We start from the raw sequence: 17,053 nt of genomic DNA on the forward strand, positions 1-17,053 counted from the left end.
GGTGGCAAGTCGTGTTAACGAATAAACAAATACGGTTCGTCCTTGATACGATGGCTGAGATGTATCCTGATGCTTGGTGTGAATTAAAGCATGAGAATCCGTTTGAACTCGTCATTGCGGTCGCCCTATCAGCCAGTGTACGGACCAACTCGTCAATAAAGTGACGGATGCTCTCTTTAAAAAATATAAAACGCCTGAAGATTATTTAGCCGTGCCATTAGAAGAATTAGAACAAGACATAAAATCGATTGGCTTGTACCGGAACAAAGCAAAAAATATTCAAAAATTATCACAAAGAATTAAAGAAAATTTTAACGGTGAGGTGCCACGGACGCATGAAGAACTAGAATCTCTTGCAGGTGTTGGACGAAAAACAGCGAATGTCGTTATGTCAGTGGCTTTTGGCGAACCAGCGATTGCAGTTGATACACACGTGGAACGTGTGTCTAAACGCTTAGGGATTGCCCGTTGGAAAGACTCGCCGTTAGAAGTAGAAAAAACACTGATGAAGAAAGTACCTAAAGACGAGTGGAGTGACACGCACCACCGGATGATTTTTTTCGGGCGTTACCACTGTAAGGCGAGACATCCTCAATGTGACACGTGTCCGTTACTCGACCTTTGCCGGGAAGGACAGAAACGTTTACGTAAAAAGGAGAGAGAACATGCCAACAAATCGTCATGAGTTATTCAGTCGTTTTGATCAACAAAAACCTCATATCCAACAGTTATTTGATGCGCGTCAATTTAAAGAGGCGATTCAACCGATGAGAGAGGCGATTCAATCATTTAAAGTGTTATTGTATGAGTTGAATCAAACGGATGATTTAACGAAAGATATGGATAGCCTTTCAATCAAGCCGATCAACATTAAAGAACGGTTTGAGTATGTTGAAGGAAATCTAAAACAATACCATGCGTATTTACAACTCATCACGCTCTATGAAGAAGTAGAAAAGTTGTATGCTAAAGAAGCAATCAAACAAGCGATGAGACATCAACAGATACACCACTAATATAAAAACATCCCCAGTTATCTCTTAGTATAAAAAGATATCTGGGGATGTTTTATGTTAGTAATAAAGAGGATTAAGCCGCATCATCTTGTTGTTCAGCGTTTGTTTCCTCATCCGATTGATCGGTGTCATCGTCTGTTGGTTGGTCCTCATCTGGCTGGTCTGGTGTGTCTTCATCATCATCATTGCCACCATTCCCGTCGCCATTCCCGTTACCATTGTTATCATTACCATCAGGGGCTTCACCATCTGGTAAGTCGATCTCTGGTAGGTCGGGTTCTTCTTCTTTTTCTTTTGGCGTCATGATTTCAACGGTTTTTGTTTCACTCGTTAAGGTGACTTTTTCTGGATTAAAGGCCGTCACATTAATGGTGTACATGGTTTCAGGTTCCACCTCTTCAATCGTGAAGGTTGTCGCATCGGTATTGACAGGTTCACCTGATTGATAGTTGACCTCGAAGGCAACATCTACATCCGCCTCCATATTATGTTCCCACGTTACGGTGATGCTGTTTGTTTCCTCATCATAAGTGGCTTTTAAGTTCTCAACTGGATTTAATTGCTCATAAGCATCAGATACAGCCGAAGGCTCTGTCCCACGTTTGAATAGCTCAGTAATGACTTGGTCATTTGGTGTGAATTCACTCGGTAATTGAGCAGGATTTGTGCCCGCTTCAACTTTGACAGGTATGACACTGTCAGGACGAGTGAAATCGGTCACCTCTACGTTTTTAGATAACTCTGTCATCGCATACTTAAACAGCAGTTGTGAGTTGTATACATCCGGGACAGGTTTTGTTGAACTGTCAGCATAGCCTGTCCATACACCAATCGCATACTGGGTACTCAAACCAACAAACCATTTATCAACATTATTATCGGTTGTCCCGGTTTTACCGGCTACTGGAACACCTGAAACATTGGCTCTTGTTCCTGTACCTGAGCGTACAACATTTTTCATCATGTCTGTGACCATATAAGCCGTTGCTTCTGACATGGCCACAGTCGTTTCAGGTTCCACTTCAATGCGTCGGCCATCGGGATATTCAATCGCAACAACGCTATATGGTTCGGTATATAATCCACCGTTTCCAAAAGCCGCATAAGCTGCCGCCATATCAAGCGTAGAAGCTTCAAATGTTGACCCGCCAATCGCATCACGGACGTTTAATCCGCCATCAGGAATGGTTAAGCCAAGCTTTTGTCCGAATTCGCTGACTTGACTTCTTCCGATTTCATCAAAAAGATGGGCTGCGACGACGTTGGAAGATTGTTCTAAAGCGGTTCGTAATGTGACTTGACCACGGTAACGTCCCACATTATTAATCGGCTTTGAGCCGGTTACTTCATAAGGACCGTTATCCGGCATTTGTTCATACGTTGAGTAGTTTAAATACTCAATCGCTGGGCCATAAGAGAAAATCGGTTTAATTGATGAACCCGGTTGTCGTTTCGCTTGGATGGCCATGTTGAAGCCACCTGCTTCACGATTTCTGCCACCACCGATCGCTCGAATCGCACCTGAGGTTGTTTCAACGACAGAAAGACCGGACTGTAGTTCACTATCTGAATAACTGACGGGACTTTCATCAGACAGCAAGTATTCCACATAACTTTGTGCCTCTTGGTCCATTGTCGTATATACTTTCACACCATCATTGTATAAATCAATGTCATATTTCTCTTCTAATTCACGCTGGACTTGATCTAAAAAGTCGGTGTGACTGGTACGAGAGGCTGTTGAGACATTTAACATGTCTTCAATGGCCACTTGTTTCGCTTCTTCTGCTTCACTTTCCGAAATTTTTTCGTGTCGGACCATTAAATTCAGGACCGTTTCCATCCGTTCTTTAGCTAGGTCTGGGTTGACCGTCGGGTCATACGCTGACGGGCGTTGTGGTAACCCAGCTAAAAGAGCGGCTTGAGCTAAACTTAGTTCATTTAGATCCGTTATACCGAAATAGTTTTGAGCAGCGGTTGCGACCCCGTAGCCGGCAGAACCGTAATAGATCCGATTTAAATACATTTCTAAAATCGTTTCTTTAGAGTAAGATAAATCAAGTTGAATGGCTAACCACTGTTCTTGAACTTTACGTTCTAGCGTTTTATCAGGGTATAAAAAGGCGCCTTTAATGACTTGTTGGGTAATCGTTGACCCACCCTCTGAACCGAAACCGTCGGTCAAGTTGGCAATGACCGCTCCACCAATCCGGCGGATATCAATGCCGAAGTGGTCGAAGAACCGGACATCTTCTGTTGCTAATACGGCATCGATTAACACGGGTGGAAGCTCATCATAACTGACTTTGACCCGCTGTTCTTCACCAATATCAGCAAAAAGTTCCTGGTCTTTATCATAGACCTTACTTGAGGCAGGAATACTTAATTTTTCTGGGTCAAGTTCTGGTGACTTAGAGATGTAATAAGCAAATAAACCTCCCACGCCAACCACAGCAATAAGTCCTAAAATAAGCAAGGTTAACATCACTTTCTTAAAAGATACTTTCTTAGTTTTTTGTTTCTTATTTTGTTTCTTTTTCGTTTGTTTCATCTGTTCTTGTCGGCGTTTTTCACTACGCGACTTGTATTGATCAGACATCATTATTTCCTCCATTCATTCTTAAAAAAAGATCTCGTCAACGACAGTTAAATAATCAACGAGGGCAGGGAAACTTGCTGGGATGAGTGTCCCTTCATCTTTAACGGCTGTATAAGGTATCGACTTTCTACCGTCTTTAAATTGACGATGCCAATACGGAAAAAGTTTCACAGCCGGAAAGACATATGATTCATTATAAGCCTGGAAGCGAATAATCACAAAACATATCCCTTCGTGTTTCACGATATCTTCCATATGGTCGATTTGATGTTGATGGAAATTACTGAGTGGAAACGATGTTTTATTCTTCGTTTCTTTCGCTTCAAAATCAATGTACCTACCTTTATAGAGGCCGTTATAATCCGTTGTTGATGCTTGTTTAAAATAGGCTTCTTTAATCACTGCTGCACTACGTTTAGGGTAATCGACTTTTACAATTTGTACCGGGGTTGGTTTTTTGTGAATCACACATAGTCCCCGACTTAAGTAGTAATTGTTTGTGTCATTAATATCTTTTTCGAGCGTCATACCACGATTACTGAAGCGGTCATGCGGTGTATTGTTCTTCGTTGCATGTTGAGTTTTTACTTTTTTACCATTTGGGTAATTCAAACAGCATCCCTCCTGTTTCAAATATCATATCAAAAATTTATAAAATGGCGAGTGAAAAACACGATTTTAAGGCTTTGGGCTGATAACCGTCTCGTCATGGTCCAGTTGAGTTAGTCTAATTAAATGGTTGAATCTTCCTATAATAGTATAGCATATAAAACGTATGTTTGTATAATGAGAAAACAATGAAAAAAAGGTGAGAAAATGGTGGGTGAATCTTATTGTTTTTGTGTTTGTCAACGGACTCTATCCGTGCTAAAGTATGTATCAAGAGGTGAAAAGTCATGTCAGTCCTATCACAAACAGAAACAATCGATCAGATAAAACAAGCGTGTTTCATCCGCTATCAGACAGATAAGCTCCCGGCTAAACTTAATGACCGGGAGGCGTTTAACGTTATTAAAGAAGAAGTCACCCCACAGTTTCAGTTAATGGAACAATGGGAAGACCAACTTTTATCAGATATTAAAACACATGCCTTATCTATCCATCCGTCACTCGTTCAGTCTACCCGAGAAAACATGGAATTAATCATTATGCATAGCTTTTATCATGATACGGATGAGAAAAGGTTTCATGAACTCGTCAAATCTGTTGATGTGGTTCTTGATATGGTAAGAAGGGTATATCAACATGACTAAAGTGTTAGCGGTCACCGGCTATAAATCATTTGAATTAGGCATCCACAAAGACCAAGATCCACGGGTGATGATTATTAAAAAAGCGTTAGAAAAAAAGCTTATTGGATTACTTGAAGACGGCTTAGAGTGGGTGATTGTCTCAGGACAGCTAGGGGTTGAGCTATGGTGCGTTGAAGTCTGTCTCGACCTACAAGAACATTATGATTTTCAAATTGGGATCATTGCGCCATTTGAAGACCAACATAGTCGTTGGAAAGAACCCGATCAAGAGAAATATCAATTATTGACGATGACGGTTGATTATTTCAATACGCTCTATCAAGGTGGGTATAAAAATCCGGGGCAGTTTAAGATGAAAAATCAATTTTTTTTAGCTAAAGCTGATGCCAGCCTGGTGTTAATTGATGAAGACCATCCAGGAAGTGTGAAATTTTACTATGAGACGATCATAAAAGATACGGATCATTTGACATATACAATCACACCACTGGATTTAGAAGATATTGGGCGAGAACTACAAGAGATGGCGACATTTGAACAATCATAAGGACCGATGGTATGTTCGTTACTATAATTCTTATGAAAGTTTGATATAATAGAACAGATAAGAGAAGACAGGTTAACCTTATATTTATAACGGGGTGAAAAAATGGAGAATAAATTAACACAGTTATCAACAAAAGATATTTTAGACAAAGACTTTAAAACATCGATGCGTGGTTACAATCAAGAAGAAGTGGATGCCTATCTTGATGTGATTATTCAAGATTATGAAGCACTTGAAAGTAGAATTAAACAACTCGAAGAAGAACAAGCCCGCGCGTCACAAAGAAAGCCGGAGGAACCGGTAAGACCTCGCATGCAGGCAACGAATCATCAAGCTAACTATGATATTCTTAAACGTGTATCCAATCTAGAAAAAGCTGTTTTTGGCAAAAAGTATGCCGATGATTAAGTATTTCTAGACATTTCCACGTGTCAAATGACGTGAGATGTGTTATACTATTGAAGGAAAAATAAAGGGAAATGAATGTTTTGGTAATCGCTACAAGCGCTTCGCGTTTGTAGAGGAAAGTCCATGCTCACACAAGCTGAGATGCTTGTAGTGTTCGTGCTTGATGAATAAATAAATCAAGGCAGTCACAGTTGTGATTGACGGCAGGGAATGGCGCTAAGTCCTTGGATATGTGCCTAGTACCTTGAAAGTGCCACAGTGACGAAGTCAAGCGGGAAACCGACTTGAGTGGAACGAGGTAAACCCCACGAGTGAGCAACCCAAATTTTGGTAGGGGCATCTTGGAGTAGGGAACTTAACCGAAACAAGGACATAGTCAACTATGTAGATAGATGGTTACCGCTAGAGTACGAGGCTGACCACCGTTTGTAGTGCTTTAGAACAGAACATGGCTTATAAAACATTCATTGGTCATTTATTTTGAATCGATGAACCTTCCTCTGACTTTTCGGTCGTTGGGAGGTTTTTTTAATAATAATGAGGTGGATAAAATGAAAAAAGTACGGTTATTGGCAACAGCTGCAATGGGGCTGGAAGCACTTGTCGCAAGGGAAGTAAAAGAATTAGGGTATACAGATGTGATAGTTGAGAACGGGAAAGTGATGTTTGATGCTGACGTGAGCGCGATTCCGCGCTTAAACTTATGGCTAAGAACAGCCGATCGTGTTAAAGTCATTGTCGGTGAATTTGAAGCAAAAACGTTTGATGATCTCTTTGAACAAACAAAGGCGTTAAACTGGGAAGATTATATTCCTGAAGACGGCGCCTTTCCTGTTATTGGTAAGTCGGTAAAATCAAAACTTTACAGCGTGCCCGATTGTCAGCGATTAGTGAAAAAAGCGGTCGCGGAGAAATTAAAACAAAAGCACGGCGTCGCTATCAACATGCCAGAAACAGGAGCGATGTACAAAATTGAAGTCGCGTTATTAAAAGATAAAGTGACACTCACCCTCGACTCCTCAGGTACCGGCCTACATAAACGTGGCTACCGTCTGCGTCAAGGGGAAGCCCCGCTCAAAGAAACGCTCGCAGCGGCGCTTGTCATGTTGACAAACTGGAAAGCCGATTACCCATTAGTTGATTTATTCTGTGGGTCAGGGACGATTTTAATTGAAGCAGCTTTAATTGGACAAAATATTGCGCCTGGCTTTAACCGGGAGTTTGCGAGCGAGTCATGGGATTTCGTACCCCAGACGCTATGGGATCAAGCCTTTGACGAAGCAGAAAAACTGGCTAATTATGACCAACCACTTGACATTACTGGTACTGACTTAGATCCAAAAATGATTGAAATCGCTAGAGACAATGCCATCGAAGCGGGACTAAGTGATTTAATTACGTTTAAACAGATGCAAGCACGTGATTTTCACCCGAAAAAAGACAATGGTTATTTAATCACCAACCCACCTTACGGTGAGCGTTTAAATGAAGAAGAAGAAGTGAAACAAATGTATCGTGATCTAGGAAAATCGATGGCGCTTAATTCAACGTGGAGTAGTTACGTCTTAACGTCACACGAACAGTTTGAGAAATTATTTGGTATGAAAGCTACGAAAAAACGGAAGCTATTTAACGGATTTATTAAAGTTGATTACTACCAATACTTTGGTAAGCACAATAAGTAGGAGGGATGAGGATGACCGTTACTGTTCAATCATTCAAAGACTATTTAAAAAAAAATTAAAAGTTATGAAGAAGCACTGAATTTAATGGCGTGGGACCTAAGGACGATGATTCCTAAAAAGGGGATGGACCAGCGTTCAGAGGTTATCGGGCAATTGTCTGAAACGATTCACACACTGAAAACTTCCGAGGAAATGAAGCGGTTTTTAGATGAGCTACCGGCAGAGGTTGAGAGTGATCCGGTCATGAAACAAATGTTGAACGTTTGTCAGAAAGATTATGACCGCGATTCAAAAATTCCAACCGCAGAATACACCGCTTTTGTGACCCTTCGTTCTAAAGCAGAAACGGTTTGGCAAGACGCGCGCGAAAAGAATGACTTTTCCATGCTTGCCCCGTATTTAGAACAACTCGTTGAGTATAACCAACGGTTTAGTGAGTATTGGGGTTATAAAGATAATCGGTATAACGGTTTATTAGACCAATATGAGCCGGGATTAACGACGGATGTTTTAGACCCTGTGTTTGATGAGTTAAAACAAGCGTTATCAACCTCGTTAAAAAAATTCAACAATCGGATGTTGAGGTTGATTCCAGTCAGTTGCTTCATTATTTCCCGAAAGACAAGCAACAAGCCTTTAGTTTGAGCGTGCTTGATAAGATGGGGTATGATTTTGATGCGGGTCGTTTAGATGAGACGATTCATCCCTTTGCGATTGGTATTAATCAAGGAGATGTGCGCGTGACGACACGTTACGATGAACATGATTTCAGAACGGCGATTTTTGGGACCATTCATGAAGGGGGCCATGCCCTGTATGAACAAAATATTGACTCTGAATTTGCTCTAACACCACTCGCTGAAGGTACATCAATGGGGATTCATGAGTCACAGTCACTGTTTTGGGAGAATTTCATCGGACGAAGTGAAGCGTTCTGGAAAAGTCAGTATAGGTCTTTCTTATCGTTTGCGCCTGAAGCGTTCCAAACGATTGAACTATCAGACTTTTACCGGGCGATTAATGAAGTGAAGCCAAGTTATATTCGGATTGAAGCAGATGAATTAACTTATAGCTTGCACATTATTATTCGCTATGAATTAGAAAAGGCATTAATCGAAGGGTCATTGAAAGTAAAAGATTTACCTGAAGCATGGAATGATAAGATGGAAAGTTACTTAGGTATTCGCCCAACAACAGACCGTGAAGGTGTGTTACAAGATATTCACTGGGCAGGCGGGGACTTTGGTTACTTCCCAACGTATGCCTTAGGTTATATGTATGCTGCGCAGTTACATGAGGCAATGAGTAAACAAATCAATATTCCAATGATGATTCAAACGAATGACTTTGAACCGATGAAAGAATGGTTAACAGAACACGTTCATCGCCATGGACGGATGAAAGAACCGTTAGAGATTATTAACGATGTCACCGGTGAAGGGTTAAATCCTAATTATTTGATTAATTATTTAACCGAAAAATATCAAGTCATTTATCAATGGAATTAAATAATGAAGCAGCTCACCTCAACACTCGTCAGTTGAGGTGAGCTGCTTCATAATAAAAGAACATTCGTTCTTGTAACGTGGCGCGGGCTACTTTATAATGAAAGCAAGACGAATCCGCGAGATAAAGGTGGTAGAGTAAATGGTAGGGCAATTAGAATCGTATTTGGATCATTTATATGCCAAAGGCTTTAAGTTGTCAGCGTCAGATATCAAATTTATTTATTTCGGTAAACAAATCACAGCGGCGAGTGATTATACCGTTCGTCTCGCCATTGAATACACGTTAAAACTAACGTATGGGTTTGACGGGTCTTTTTTTGTGAATCTACTAGAACATCTCGATGAACAAAAGATTACCAAAAGACATGAGGTCGAAGCTTACTTAAAAGTTAAGAACATGATTGAATAACGGTTGACTCTGTTTGTAAGCCGGTGCGCGCTAACAGATCGGCTCGCTTATTGTCTTTGTCAGGAATCCACTTGATGAACACATACGGAAAATGGGTGATAAGTTCGGCTATTTTTTCATAATAACTTAGAAAGGCTGGATTTTTCGTGTAGGCTTTTTCAATCGTATCAACGACAATTTTTGAATCCGATCGAATTGAGAGAATCTCATCTGGATAGTTATTCTTTAGAGTAACAAGCGCAAAGAAAAGGGCGTGAAACTCCGCTTCGTGATTTGTTTTCTCACCAATAAAGGTATAACCCTCTAGACAAACCTGCTTATTTTTCGCGACGAAACTTGCCGCACTCTTACCATTCTCGCCAAGGGTGGCCCCGTCAATATATACTTCTAACATGCTTATACCTCTTTATCTGTTCAAATTTTTAATCTATGTTTTTAGGTAGGCGGATCGTCTAACATATAAAAAAGCGATGAATCAACGTCACCGCTTTAAGGATGAGATTTAGTTTTTTGTGACGTTAGCGGCTTGAGGTCCACGGTCACCTTCAATGATATCAAAAGCAACAGATTGACCTTCCTCTAACGTTTTAAAACCATCTTCTTGGATGGCAGAATAGTGAACGAAAATATCATCACCTTCTTCAAGTTGGATAAATCCGTATCCTTTTTCTGCGTTAAACCATTTGACAATACCGTTTTGCATTGCGTGTGCGCCTCCTCAATCTCACGAATTTAAGCTATATAAAGAATCATCAAACATAGAAAAAGCCAATACCTGTGTCAGATATACGACACGTGCATTGACATTCATAAACCTGACTTTTCCCTTAAGCTTTGGTCAAAATGATAACGCATTTATTGGAAAAAGTCAAGCATTACACAATCAAGAAAAGGAGAGAAAGTCATGAACGAACATACCGTATTATCTACACTTAAAAAACACATCTATGACCGCTTCTGTAACGATACATCTGGCCATAATTACGACCATATGATCCGGGTAAGCAATATGAGTATCTACATCGCCAAACAAGAAGGACTTGACCCGTTTTTGCCAGAAGTGATAGCCCTGACCCATGACTATTATGATGACAAATTAGTCCAAGACCCAGCGAAAAGTAAACAGGCACTCATGGTACTATTAAAGCAGGTCTGCTTTAATAACGATACGATTGACGTGATCATAAACGCCATTGATGTCATTTCCTTCAGGCACAACAAAGAAGCAACCACCTTACTTCAACAAGTTGTTAAAGACAGCGACCGACTCGATGCCATTGGGGCGATGGGGATTATTCGTACGATTCAATACGGCACGACGCACAACCGTCCGTTGGATGAAACGATACAGCACTTTGATGATAAGCTATTTCACTTAAAGGACTTGCTTCATACGAAAACAGCACAAACGATCGCCGAAGAGCGCCATCAGTTGATGCGTGCTTTTTATGATGGCTATTACAATGAACGTGATTTTCTCAAACATAATAATTAAAGACGCTCGACACGTGTAAAAAAAATTCCGAGTGGGATTAAAGCAGCTTTTCATGTATAATAGTGTCTAGTATATTTTTCAAATGAGGAGTTTTAACATGTCTGTAAATGAACAACAATACTTAGATTTATGTCGCCATGTGTTAGCTAATGGTGAGAAAAAGTCCGACCGAACAAATACCGGTACATATTCTGTCTTTGGTGCGCAAATGCGCTTTGATTTAGCAGAAGGCTTTCCGCTACTAACGACCAAGAAAGTGAATGTTAGATTGATTGTCTCAGAATTATTGTGGTTCATTCATGGCGATACGAACATTCGTTATTTACTGGAGCACAACAATAACATCTGGAATGAATGGGCCTTTAAGCGCTGGGTCGAGAGCGAGAATTATACCGGACCTGATATGACGGATTTCGGTAATCGTTCCCTTGTAGACGCAACATTTAACGCCGAGTATAAGGAACAAATGGCCATTTTCAAACAACGTATTTTAGAAGATGATGCGTTTATGACACAATACGGTGACTTAGGTCCGGTGTACGGCAAGCAGTGGCGTCACTGGCAAACGTCTCGTGGGGAGACGATTGATCAATTAAAAGACGTGATCGAGAGCTTAAAAACGAATCCAGACTCTCGTCGCCATATCGTCACGGCTTGGAACCCAGAAGATATCCCAAGCAATATGGCTTTGCCCCCGTGCCATGCGATGTTTCAGTTCTACGTGGCGAATGGCAAGCTAAGCTGCCAACTCTACCAACGCAGCGCCGATATCTTTTTAGGTGTCCCGTTTAATATTGCGAGCTACAGTCTCCTTGTCCACCTCATTGCTAATGAAGTGGGGTTAGACGTCGGGGAATTTATTCATACCTTAGGGGATGCCCATATTTATCAGAATCACCTGACTCAAGTAGAAGAACAACTCTCACGTGAGATGTATCCTCTACCTGAGATAAACATCACAGAAGGTAAAAGTTTATTTGAGTTAACGGTCGATGATATTACACTTGTCGGCTATGACTCACATCCACCGATTAAAGCACCGATTGCTGTATAGGAGGGCTATGATGATTAGTTTAATTGCCGCACACGGAAAAGACTTTGTGATTGGAAAAGATAACTGGATGCCGTGGGACTTACCACGGGACTTACAGTTTTTTAAAAACCAAACACTCGGTAAAACGATTGTAATGGGACGAAAAACATTTGAAAGCTTTAAAAAACCTTTAAAAGACCGTCATCATATGGTGCTTACGAGGCAGACAGACTTCACTTATCCGGGAGTAGAGGTCTATCACGATATTGAAGACTTAAAACAGGCGTTACAAGCGCGTGATGATGAAGTGATGATTATTGGTGGTGGAGAGATTTACAAACAATTTTTACCGGTCGCTGACCGGTTATATATCACCTATATCGATGCCTCTTTCGAAGGGGATACGTATTTTCCGGATTACCGTGACGCAGGATTTGTTGAAACGTCAAAAGAACAAGGTGTAAAAGATAGTGAGAACCCTTATGATTACTACTTTATTCAATATGATCGCGAGTATCTGGATAAAACTGTGAAGGAGTGAAGCAGATGGGCAAAAGTTTTTATGAATATATGATGCGTTACCGAGGCATGAAGCAGTTAACAGATGAAAAAAAATTGGCGGATTGGATGTTTGAAGATCATGACTTTCCGCGTCAATCGGAAAAATATGATGAAGTGAGTCGTTATTTAGAATGGAATTTACCGTTTACGACTGTTATGAGTGTGTTTGATGCGCTCTGGTATGATTATTTAGAAACGCGCCGTTAATACTAAAAAGAGCTGGATGATGACTTTCAGCTCTTTTTTCAAATCAAAATTTAGAGAGGTGAGAATATGAAAATCCTTCATACTGCCGATTGGCACTTAGGTAAGATTGTCAATGCCGTCCATATGACCGAAGACCAGGCCTATGTGCTTGATCAATTATTTGACATTATTGACGCGGAACAACCGGATTGTGTCGTTATTTCGGGTGACATTTATGACCGCTCAATCCCTCCGAAAGAAGCGGTTGATTTATTTGACCGAACGATCACTAAACTAAGCCAGCAATATGACTTTCCGGTCCTTGTGACATCAGGTAACCACGACAGTCCTGATCGCTTACAATTTGGTCGGGCCTTATTTAGAGACAATCAGTTATATTTTGAGACGAAACTGACCCATCCGATTGAACACGTGACCTTGACGGACGATAAAGGCCCAGTGACTTTTCATTTGATCCCTTTTTTTGAACCTAATGAAGTGCGGTTTCACTTTCAGATTGATGAGATGCTCACGCATCATGAAGCGATGGAAATTGTCGTCCAATCGATTCGTGACCGCATGGATTTATCCGAGCGCCACGTTATTTTAGCGCATGCTTTTATCGCAGGTGGAATGGAAACAGACTCAGAGGAGCGCCTATCGATGATTGGTGGGAGCCTTATGTTGATCAGTCCGTGTTTGATGGGTTTGACTATATTGCTTTAGGACACCTCCATCAGCCCCAACAAGTGAAACGCCTAAATGTGCAGTATAGCGGGTCGTTATTAAAGTATTCCTTCTCAGAAGCCAGGCATAAAAAGTCCGTTACCATTGTTAACTTAGCCGAAAAAGATAACGTCACGATTGAGCGGCATTTACTTGAGCCTAGACGCGATTTACGCATCATCGAAGGGACGTTTCATGACATCATGACCACAACCGAAGCCAGTGATGATTATTTACTCGTTCGTTTAGATGATACCGAAGAAGTGATCGATCCGATGGCAGATTTACGTAAAAAGTTTCCGAATATTTTACGACTAGAATATAAGCGGACCCACCGGGATGTGGCCTTAGATGAGCTTGACCAAACACCGGTGACCGAGCGGATGAGTGATGATGCGTTATTTGAACACTTTTATCAAGAGATGACGGGTGAGGCGATGACTGATGATGAACGCGCCTTGTTACTGGAAGGGCTCGACTCAATTAAAGACAAAGAAAGGGGGCGCTAACCTTGCGGACACTTTTTTTAGAATTTCAAGCCTTTGGGCCATACAAACATAAACAAACACTAGATTTTACTGAGCTCGGGGAAGAGTCACTCTTTCTTATTACCGGACCGACTGGCGCGGGGAAAACGACAATTTTTGATGCGATTTGTTTTAGTTTATACGGAAAAGCCAGTGGCACTGACCGTGACCATGATACGCTAAGAAGTGACTTTAGTAGTCATGACACCGACACGTTTGTCCGCTTTACCTTTTCTGTAGGAGACGAGACATACCGTGTGTTAAGAAAACCAAAACAATGGATTCCAAAACTTCGCGGCGAAGGCCTAAAAGAAGAGCCTGCCACCGCCGTATTAGAAACATGCATTGACGGGGCATTTGTTGTGACGGAATCAAAGATCAATGAGGTCAATGATAAAATTAAACGGGTCCTTGGTCTTGACTATGATCAATTTTTGAAGATGATTATGATTCCGCAAGGTGAATTCCGCCGTTTGATTAGTGAGAATTCACAAGAGCGGGAACAAATCTTACAAAAGTTATTTCAAACAGCGAAATACGCCGAGCTACAAGACTATTTTAAAGACAAAGCGAAAGAACAAGCTCAGCAGTTAGCCGATTTACAACAAAGACTTCAATTTGAGTGGCAGCGCATTCCTTGGGATAGTGAGGTTGAGGTTGATCAGTTAACAACAACTCAACTGATTGAGCGACTTGAAACAAAAATGCGTGAGACGAAACAGCACATCCAGCACAATGAGACCAAACAAACCGAGCTCAAACAATCTATGGATCAAAAAAATAGAGCGCTTCAGCATCAAACGCACTTGCTCGAAGCTTTCAGTGATTACGAAACAAAACAACAAGAACTCGCGGTCTTGTTAGAAAAAGAACCTGAGATCACCAAAAAGAGACAGACACTAGAAGCGGCGGAAAAAGCGGCGACACTCGATTACTATTATCAAGACTATCAGAGTCGAAAACAAGAAGTGCAAAACAAATCAACAGAACGGGATACCGTCCTAAAAAAAGTAGCGAACGTGACCCAAGCCTTTCATGAACAACAAGCTGAGTTTGATCGCTTACACAAACAGGTGGACACGTTTGATTCCGTAAAGGATGACTTAAAAGCAGCCAAACAACAACGCGAAGATTGGCTGACCTATGAAAAAAAGACAGACAGCTTAATAGAACAAGGCAATCACTTACGTACACTGACAGAAACCTACGAAGAGAAACAGGCAACCCTGTCTACCTTAGCTACAGCCATAAAAGAGAAGGAAGTGATTCTAAACGCGCGCCATGAAATGGAAGCAAGCTACTTGAAAGTTTTGAATGAACAAGAAAAACAAGAAACGGTGCTTAAAAAATTAAGCGAGGCAAAAACCGCGACCCAAACACTCGCGCAGTTAAGAAAAACATATAAGGACGAACAAACGCAGCTCCAGTCTTTTGAAACGGCTGTTGAGAAAGCAAAGCAAAAAGAAACGGAGACCGACAAGCGCTGGCGCGACGGTTACGCTAACCGGCTTAAGGAAGCGCTATCCAGCGGGGAACCTTGCCCTGTCTGTGGTTCTAAGGAACATCCCGGTGCTCGGCATACGCAAGTAGCGCTCGTGTCTGATGCGGTATTACAAGCGGCTAAGACTGATCGTGAACAAAAAGAACAAGCGCTAAGACAAAAACAAGCGGAGTTAGCCGAACTGAAATTGAAAGGGACTTACCAAAGAGAAAAAGTGGACGGTTTACTGAAAGATGTCTCAAAAGACAATGCCTCTACTTCTGATGTTTCGGCATTACAAGAATGGATTGACGAACGTGAAGCGCAGTTAACGGACGTTAAAAAAGAAGTTAAGCATTACGAAGAACAAAAGCGTCGATTAAGTGAGCTTGGGACGACACTTGAAAAAGAAACAAAACAATACAGTAACTTAGAAGCGGAACTAAATGCGCTGATGGATACAATCGTAAAAGAAAAGGAAACCGTTCAGAAGCTTGAAACCGAATGTGAGCTGTTAAAACAACGCTTACCAATAGCTGAGATGACGTTTAGACAATTTGAAGCCCAGTTTAAAGACAAACAAACAAAGCTTAAAACATTCGAAATCGAGTATGAACAAGCCGATAAAAAAAGACGCCAACTCGAGACTGATAAACAGACACTCGAAACAGAACTAAATAGTCTCACCCGTTATTTAACCGAACTGCGTGAAAAAGAAACAGATCGACAAGCAGCGTTTCAACAACAGTTAATCGATTCAGCTTTTCATAGTGAAGCAGACTTTTTAACCGCGCGGCAACCAGCTGATGTGAGAGAAACATTGAAACGTGAGATTCAAACCTTTGATGAGGCGCGACAAACGTTAGCGGTTCACATTAACACCTTGACCGACCGGATCAATGATCAAGAAAAACCAGATATCGCCCCACTTAAAGCGGAACTTTCAGTACTTGATGAGCGCTATAACACGCTCGTAAAAGAAACGACGCGACTGGAAGAATTATTCGAGTTAATGGCGCAGGTAAGAAAGAAAGTAAACCAACAGTTAGACACTATCAAACAAGCCGAACAACAGTATCAGACAATCAAAAAATTAGCGGACTTAAGCCGCGGCGAGAATCACTTGAAGTTATCGTTTGAGCGGTTTGTGTTATCAAGCTTTTTAGATGACATTTTGGTTAAAGCGAACCAACGGTTAGTCGAATTAACCGATTACCGTTATCAACTTAGACGCAGTCATGAAATCGCCAAACGTGGGGCCCAAAGTGGTTTAGACTTAGAAGTGATTGATCACCATACCTCGAAGGTGCGGTCAGTGAAAACTTTATCAGGCGGGGAAGGGTTTAAAGCCTCGCTCAGTTTAGCACTTGGTATGGCTGACGTTGTTCAAGCTTATAGTGGTGGGATTCAACTGGATACGTTATTTATCGATGAAGGGTTTGGCACGCTTGATGATATTTCACTGGAACAAGCAATTAATACGTTAAAAGGGTTGAGTCAGAAAAACCGTATTTTAGGCATTATTTCGCACGTCCCCCAACTAAAAGAAGAAATTTATGCTAAACTAGACATAACCACATCACCCAATGGGTCTGATGCGGCCTTTAGCTTTTAATTATT

17 protein-coding genes, 1 other RNA gene and 2 pseudogenes are annotated in these 17,053 nt (G+C 41.3%); 16 read left to right on the forward strand and 4 right to left on the reverse strand.

What is annotated here, in order from left to right:
- Positions 1-11: 11 nt before the first annotated feature.
- Positions 12-685 (forward strand): annotated as a pseudogene (nth, locus tag JCM19043_RS01485) (endonuclease III).
- Complete coding sequence (locus tag JCM19043_RS01490; RefSeq protein WP_062319354.1) at positions 666-1,016, forward strand: YpoC family protein; 351 nt, start codon at positions 666-668, stop codon at positions 1,014-1,016. The pseudogene nth and the gene JCM19043_RS01490 overlap by 20 nt, the downstream one beginning before the upstream one ends.
- A gap of 73 nt (positions 1,017-1,089) precedes the next feature.
- Here JCM19043_RS01490 and JCM19043_RS01495 read toward each other — a convergent pair whose 3' ends face one another.
- Positions 1,090-3,615: a PBP1A family penicillin-binding protein gene (locus JCM19043_RS01495; protein WP_062319356.1), complete on the reverse strand. Its 2,526-nt coding sequence runs from the start codon at positions 3,613-3,615 to the stop codon at positions 1,090-1,092.
- 21 nt (positions 3,616-3,636) lie between these two features.
- Positions 3,637-4,227 carry a Holliday junction resolvase RecU gene (recU, locus tag JCM19043_RS01500; RefSeq protein ID WP_062319358.1) on the reverse strand — a complete coding sequence of 197 codons (591 nt, stop codon included), beginning with the start codon at positions 4,225-4,227 and terminating at the stop codon, positions 3,637-3,639.
- 284 nt (positions 4,228-4,511) lie between these two features.
- Between recU and JCM19043_RS01505 the strand changes: the two genes are divergently transcribed.
- The 7 genes and pseudogenes from JCM19043_RS01505 (at position 4,512) to JCM19043_RS01535 (ending at position 9,425) form a co-directional block, all read left to right on the forward strand.
- Complete coding sequence (locus JCM19043_RS01505; RefSeq protein ID WP_062319360.1) at positions 4,512-4,868, forward strand: DUF1798 family protein; 357 nt, start codon at positions 4,512-4,514, stop codon at positions 4,866-4,868.
- A complete protein-coding gene (locus JCM19043_RS01510) occupies positions 4,861-5,415 on the forward strand; it encodes an SLOG family protein (RefSeq protein WP_062319362.1) in 555 nt (184 codons plus the stop codon). The genes JCM19043_RS01505 and JCM19043_RS01510 overlap by 8 nt, the downstream gene beginning before the upstream one ends.
- 102 nt (positions 5,416-5,517) lie before the next feature.
- A complete protein-coding gene (gene gpsB, locus JCM19043_RS01515) occupies positions 5,518-5,823 on the forward strand; it encodes a cell division regulator GpsB (protein WP_062319364.1) in 306 nt (101 codons plus the stop codon).
- A gap of 75 nt (positions 5,824-5,898) precedes the next feature.
- An RNA gene (gene rnpB, locus JCM19043_RS01520) (RNase P RNA component class B) lies at positions 5,899-6,284 on the forward strand.
- Positions 6,285-6,374: 90 nt separating this feature from the next.
- Positions 6,375-7,508 (forward strand): class I SAM-dependent RNA methyltransferase, encoded by a 1,134-nt coding sequence (locus JCM19043_RS01525; RefSeq protein WP_062319366.1) that lies wholly within the window; start codon positions 6,375-6,377, stop codon positions 7,506-7,508.
- An 11-nt stretch (positions 7,509-7,519) separates the two neighbouring features.
- A pseudogene (locus tag JCM19043_RS01530) lies at positions 7,520-9,016 on the forward strand (carboxypeptidase M32).
- A 139-nt stretch (positions 9,017-9,155) separates the two neighbouring features.
- On the forward strand, positions 9,156-9,425 hold the full coding sequence (locus tag JCM19043_RS01535; RefSeq protein ID WP_062319368.1) for a DUF6123 family protein: 270 nt from the start codon (positions 9,156-9,158) through the stop codon (positions 9,423-9,425).
- Here the strand turns inward: JCM19043_RS01535 and JCM19043_RS01540 are convergent.
- Complete coding sequence (locus tag JCM19043_RS01540; protein WP_062319370.1) at positions 9,406-9,819, reverse strand: ribonuclease HI family protein; 414 nt, start codon at positions 9,817-9,819, stop codon at positions 9,406-9,408. The two genes, JCM19043_RS01535 and JCM19043_RS01540, sit on opposite strands and share 20 nt — an antisense overlap.
- A gap of 108 nt (positions 9,820-9,927) precedes the next feature.
- Positions 9,928-10,128, reverse strand: a complete 201-nt coding sequence (locus JCM19043_RS01545; protein ID WP_062319372.1) for a cold-shock protein — start codon at positions 10,126-10,128, stop codon at positions 9,928-9,930.
- A gap of 201 nt (positions 10,129-10,329) precedes the next feature.
- On the opposite strand from JCM19043_RS01545, the gene JCM19043_RS01550 reads away from it, so the two are divergent.
- From JCM19043_RS01550 to JCM19043_RS01575, 7 genes are all read left to right on the forward strand, one after another.
- The gene (locus JCM19043_RS01550; RefSeq protein ID WP_062319374.1) at positions 10,330-10,920 is read left to right on the forward strand and encodes an HD domain-containing protein; all 591 of its coding nucleotides are present in this window, start codon (positions 10,330-10,332) and stop codon (positions 10,918-10,920) included.
- A gap of 97 nt (positions 10,921-11,017) precedes the next feature.
- Positions 11,018-11,974, forward strand: coding sequence for a thymidylate synthase (locus JCM19043_RS01555; protein WP_062319376.1), 957 nt, complete (start codon positions 11,018-11,020; stop codon positions 11,972-11,974).
- A 10-nt stretch (positions 11,975-11,984) separates the two neighbouring features.
- Positions 11,985-12,494 (forward strand): dihydrofolate reductase, encoded by a 510-nt coding sequence (locus tag JCM19043_RS01560; RefSeq protein ID WP_062319378.1) that lies wholly within the window; start codon positions 11,985-11,987, stop codon positions 12,492-12,494.
- 5 nt (positions 12,495-12,499) lie between these two features.
- On the forward strand, positions 12,500-12,721 hold the full coding sequence (locus tag JCM19043_RS01565) for a YozE family protein (RefSeq protein ID WP_062319380.1): 222 nt from the start codon (positions 12,500-12,502) through the stop codon (positions 12,719-12,721).
- A gap of 66 nt (positions 12,722-12,787) precedes the next feature.
- Complete coding sequence (locus JCM19043_RS17115; RefSeq protein WP_231631340.1) at positions 12,788-13,426, forward strand: exonuclease subunit SbcD; 639 nt, start codon at positions 12,788-12,790, stop codon at positions 13,424-13,426.
- On the forward strand, positions 13,396-13,935 hold the full coding sequence (locus JCM19043_RS17120; RefSeq protein ID WP_231631341.1) for an exonuclease SbcCD subunit D C-terminal domain-containing protein: 540 nt from the start codon (positions 13,396-13,398) through the stop codon (positions 13,933-13,935). The genes JCM19043_RS17115 and JCM19043_RS17120 overlap by 31 nt, the downstream gene beginning before the upstream one ends.
- Before the next feature lie 2 nt (positions 13,936-13,937).
- The gene (locus JCM19043_RS01575; RefSeq protein WP_062319382.1) at positions 13,938-17,048 is read left to right on the forward strand and encodes an AAA family ATPase; all 3,111 of its coding nucleotides are present in this window, start codon (positions 13,938-13,940) and stop codon (positions 17,046-17,048) included.
- Positions 17,049-17,053 lie beyond the last annotated feature (5 nt).

Source organism: Halolactibacillus sp. JCM 19043, assembly GCF_001310395.1.
Taxonomy (GTDB): Bacteria; Bacillota; Bacilli; order Bacillales; family Amphibacillaceae; genus Halolactibacillus; species Halolactibacillus miurensis.

Coding starts and splice junctions, on each gene's coding strand:
- JCM19043_RS01490 (WP_062319354.1), top strand. CDS start 666: ATGCCAACAAATCGTCATGAGTTATTCAGTCGTTTTGATCAACAAAAA.
- JCM19043_RS01495 (WP_062319356.1), bottom strand. CDS start 3,615: ATGTCTGATCAATACAAGTCGCGTAGTGAAAAACGCCGACAAGAACAG.
- JCM19043_RS01505 (WP_062319360.1), top strand. CDS start 4,512: ATGTCAGTCCTATCACAAACAGAAACAATCGATCAGATAAAACAAGCG.
- JCM19043_RS01510 (WP_062319362.1), top strand. CDS start 4,861: ATGACTAAAGTGTTAGCGGTCACCGGCTATAAATCATTTGAATTAGGC.
- gpsB (WP_062319364.1), top strand. CDS start 5,518: ATGGAGAATAAATTAACACAGTTATCAACAAAAGATATTTTAGACAAA.
- JCM19043_RS01525 (WP_062319366.1), top strand. CDS start 6,375: ATGAAAAAAGTACGGTTATTGGCAACAGCTGCAATGGGGCTGGAAGCA.
- JCM19043_RS01535 (WP_062319368.1), top strand. CDS start 9,156: ATGGTAGGGCAATTAGAATCGTATTTGGATCATTTATATGCCAAAGGC.
- JCM19043_RS01540 (WP_062319370.1), bottom strand. CDS start 9,819: ATGTTAGAAGTATATATTGACGGGGCCACCCTTGGCGAGAATGGTAAG.
- JCM19043_RS01545 (WP_062319372.1), bottom strand. CDS start 10,128: ATGCAAAACGGTATTGTCAAATGGTTTAACGCAGAAAAAGGATACGGA.
- JCM19043_RS01550 (WP_062319374.1), top strand. CDS start 10,330: ATGAACGAACATACCGTATTATCTACACTTAAAAAACACATCTATGAC.
- JCM19043_RS01555 (WP_062319376.1), top strand. CDS start 11,018: ATGTCTGTAAATGAACAACAATACTTAGATTTATGTCGCCATGTGTTA.
- JCM19043_RS01560 (WP_062319378.1), top strand. CDS start 11,985: ATGATTAGTTTAATTGCCGCACACGGAAAAGACTTTGTGATTGGAAAA.
- JCM19043_RS01565 (WP_062319380.1), top strand. CDS start 12,500: ATGGGCAAAAGTTTTTATGAATATATGATGCGTTACCGAGGCATGAAG.
- JCM19043_RS17115 (WP_231631340.1), top strand. CDS start 12,788: ATGAAAATCCTTCATACTGCCGATTGGCACTTAGGTAAGATTGTCAAT.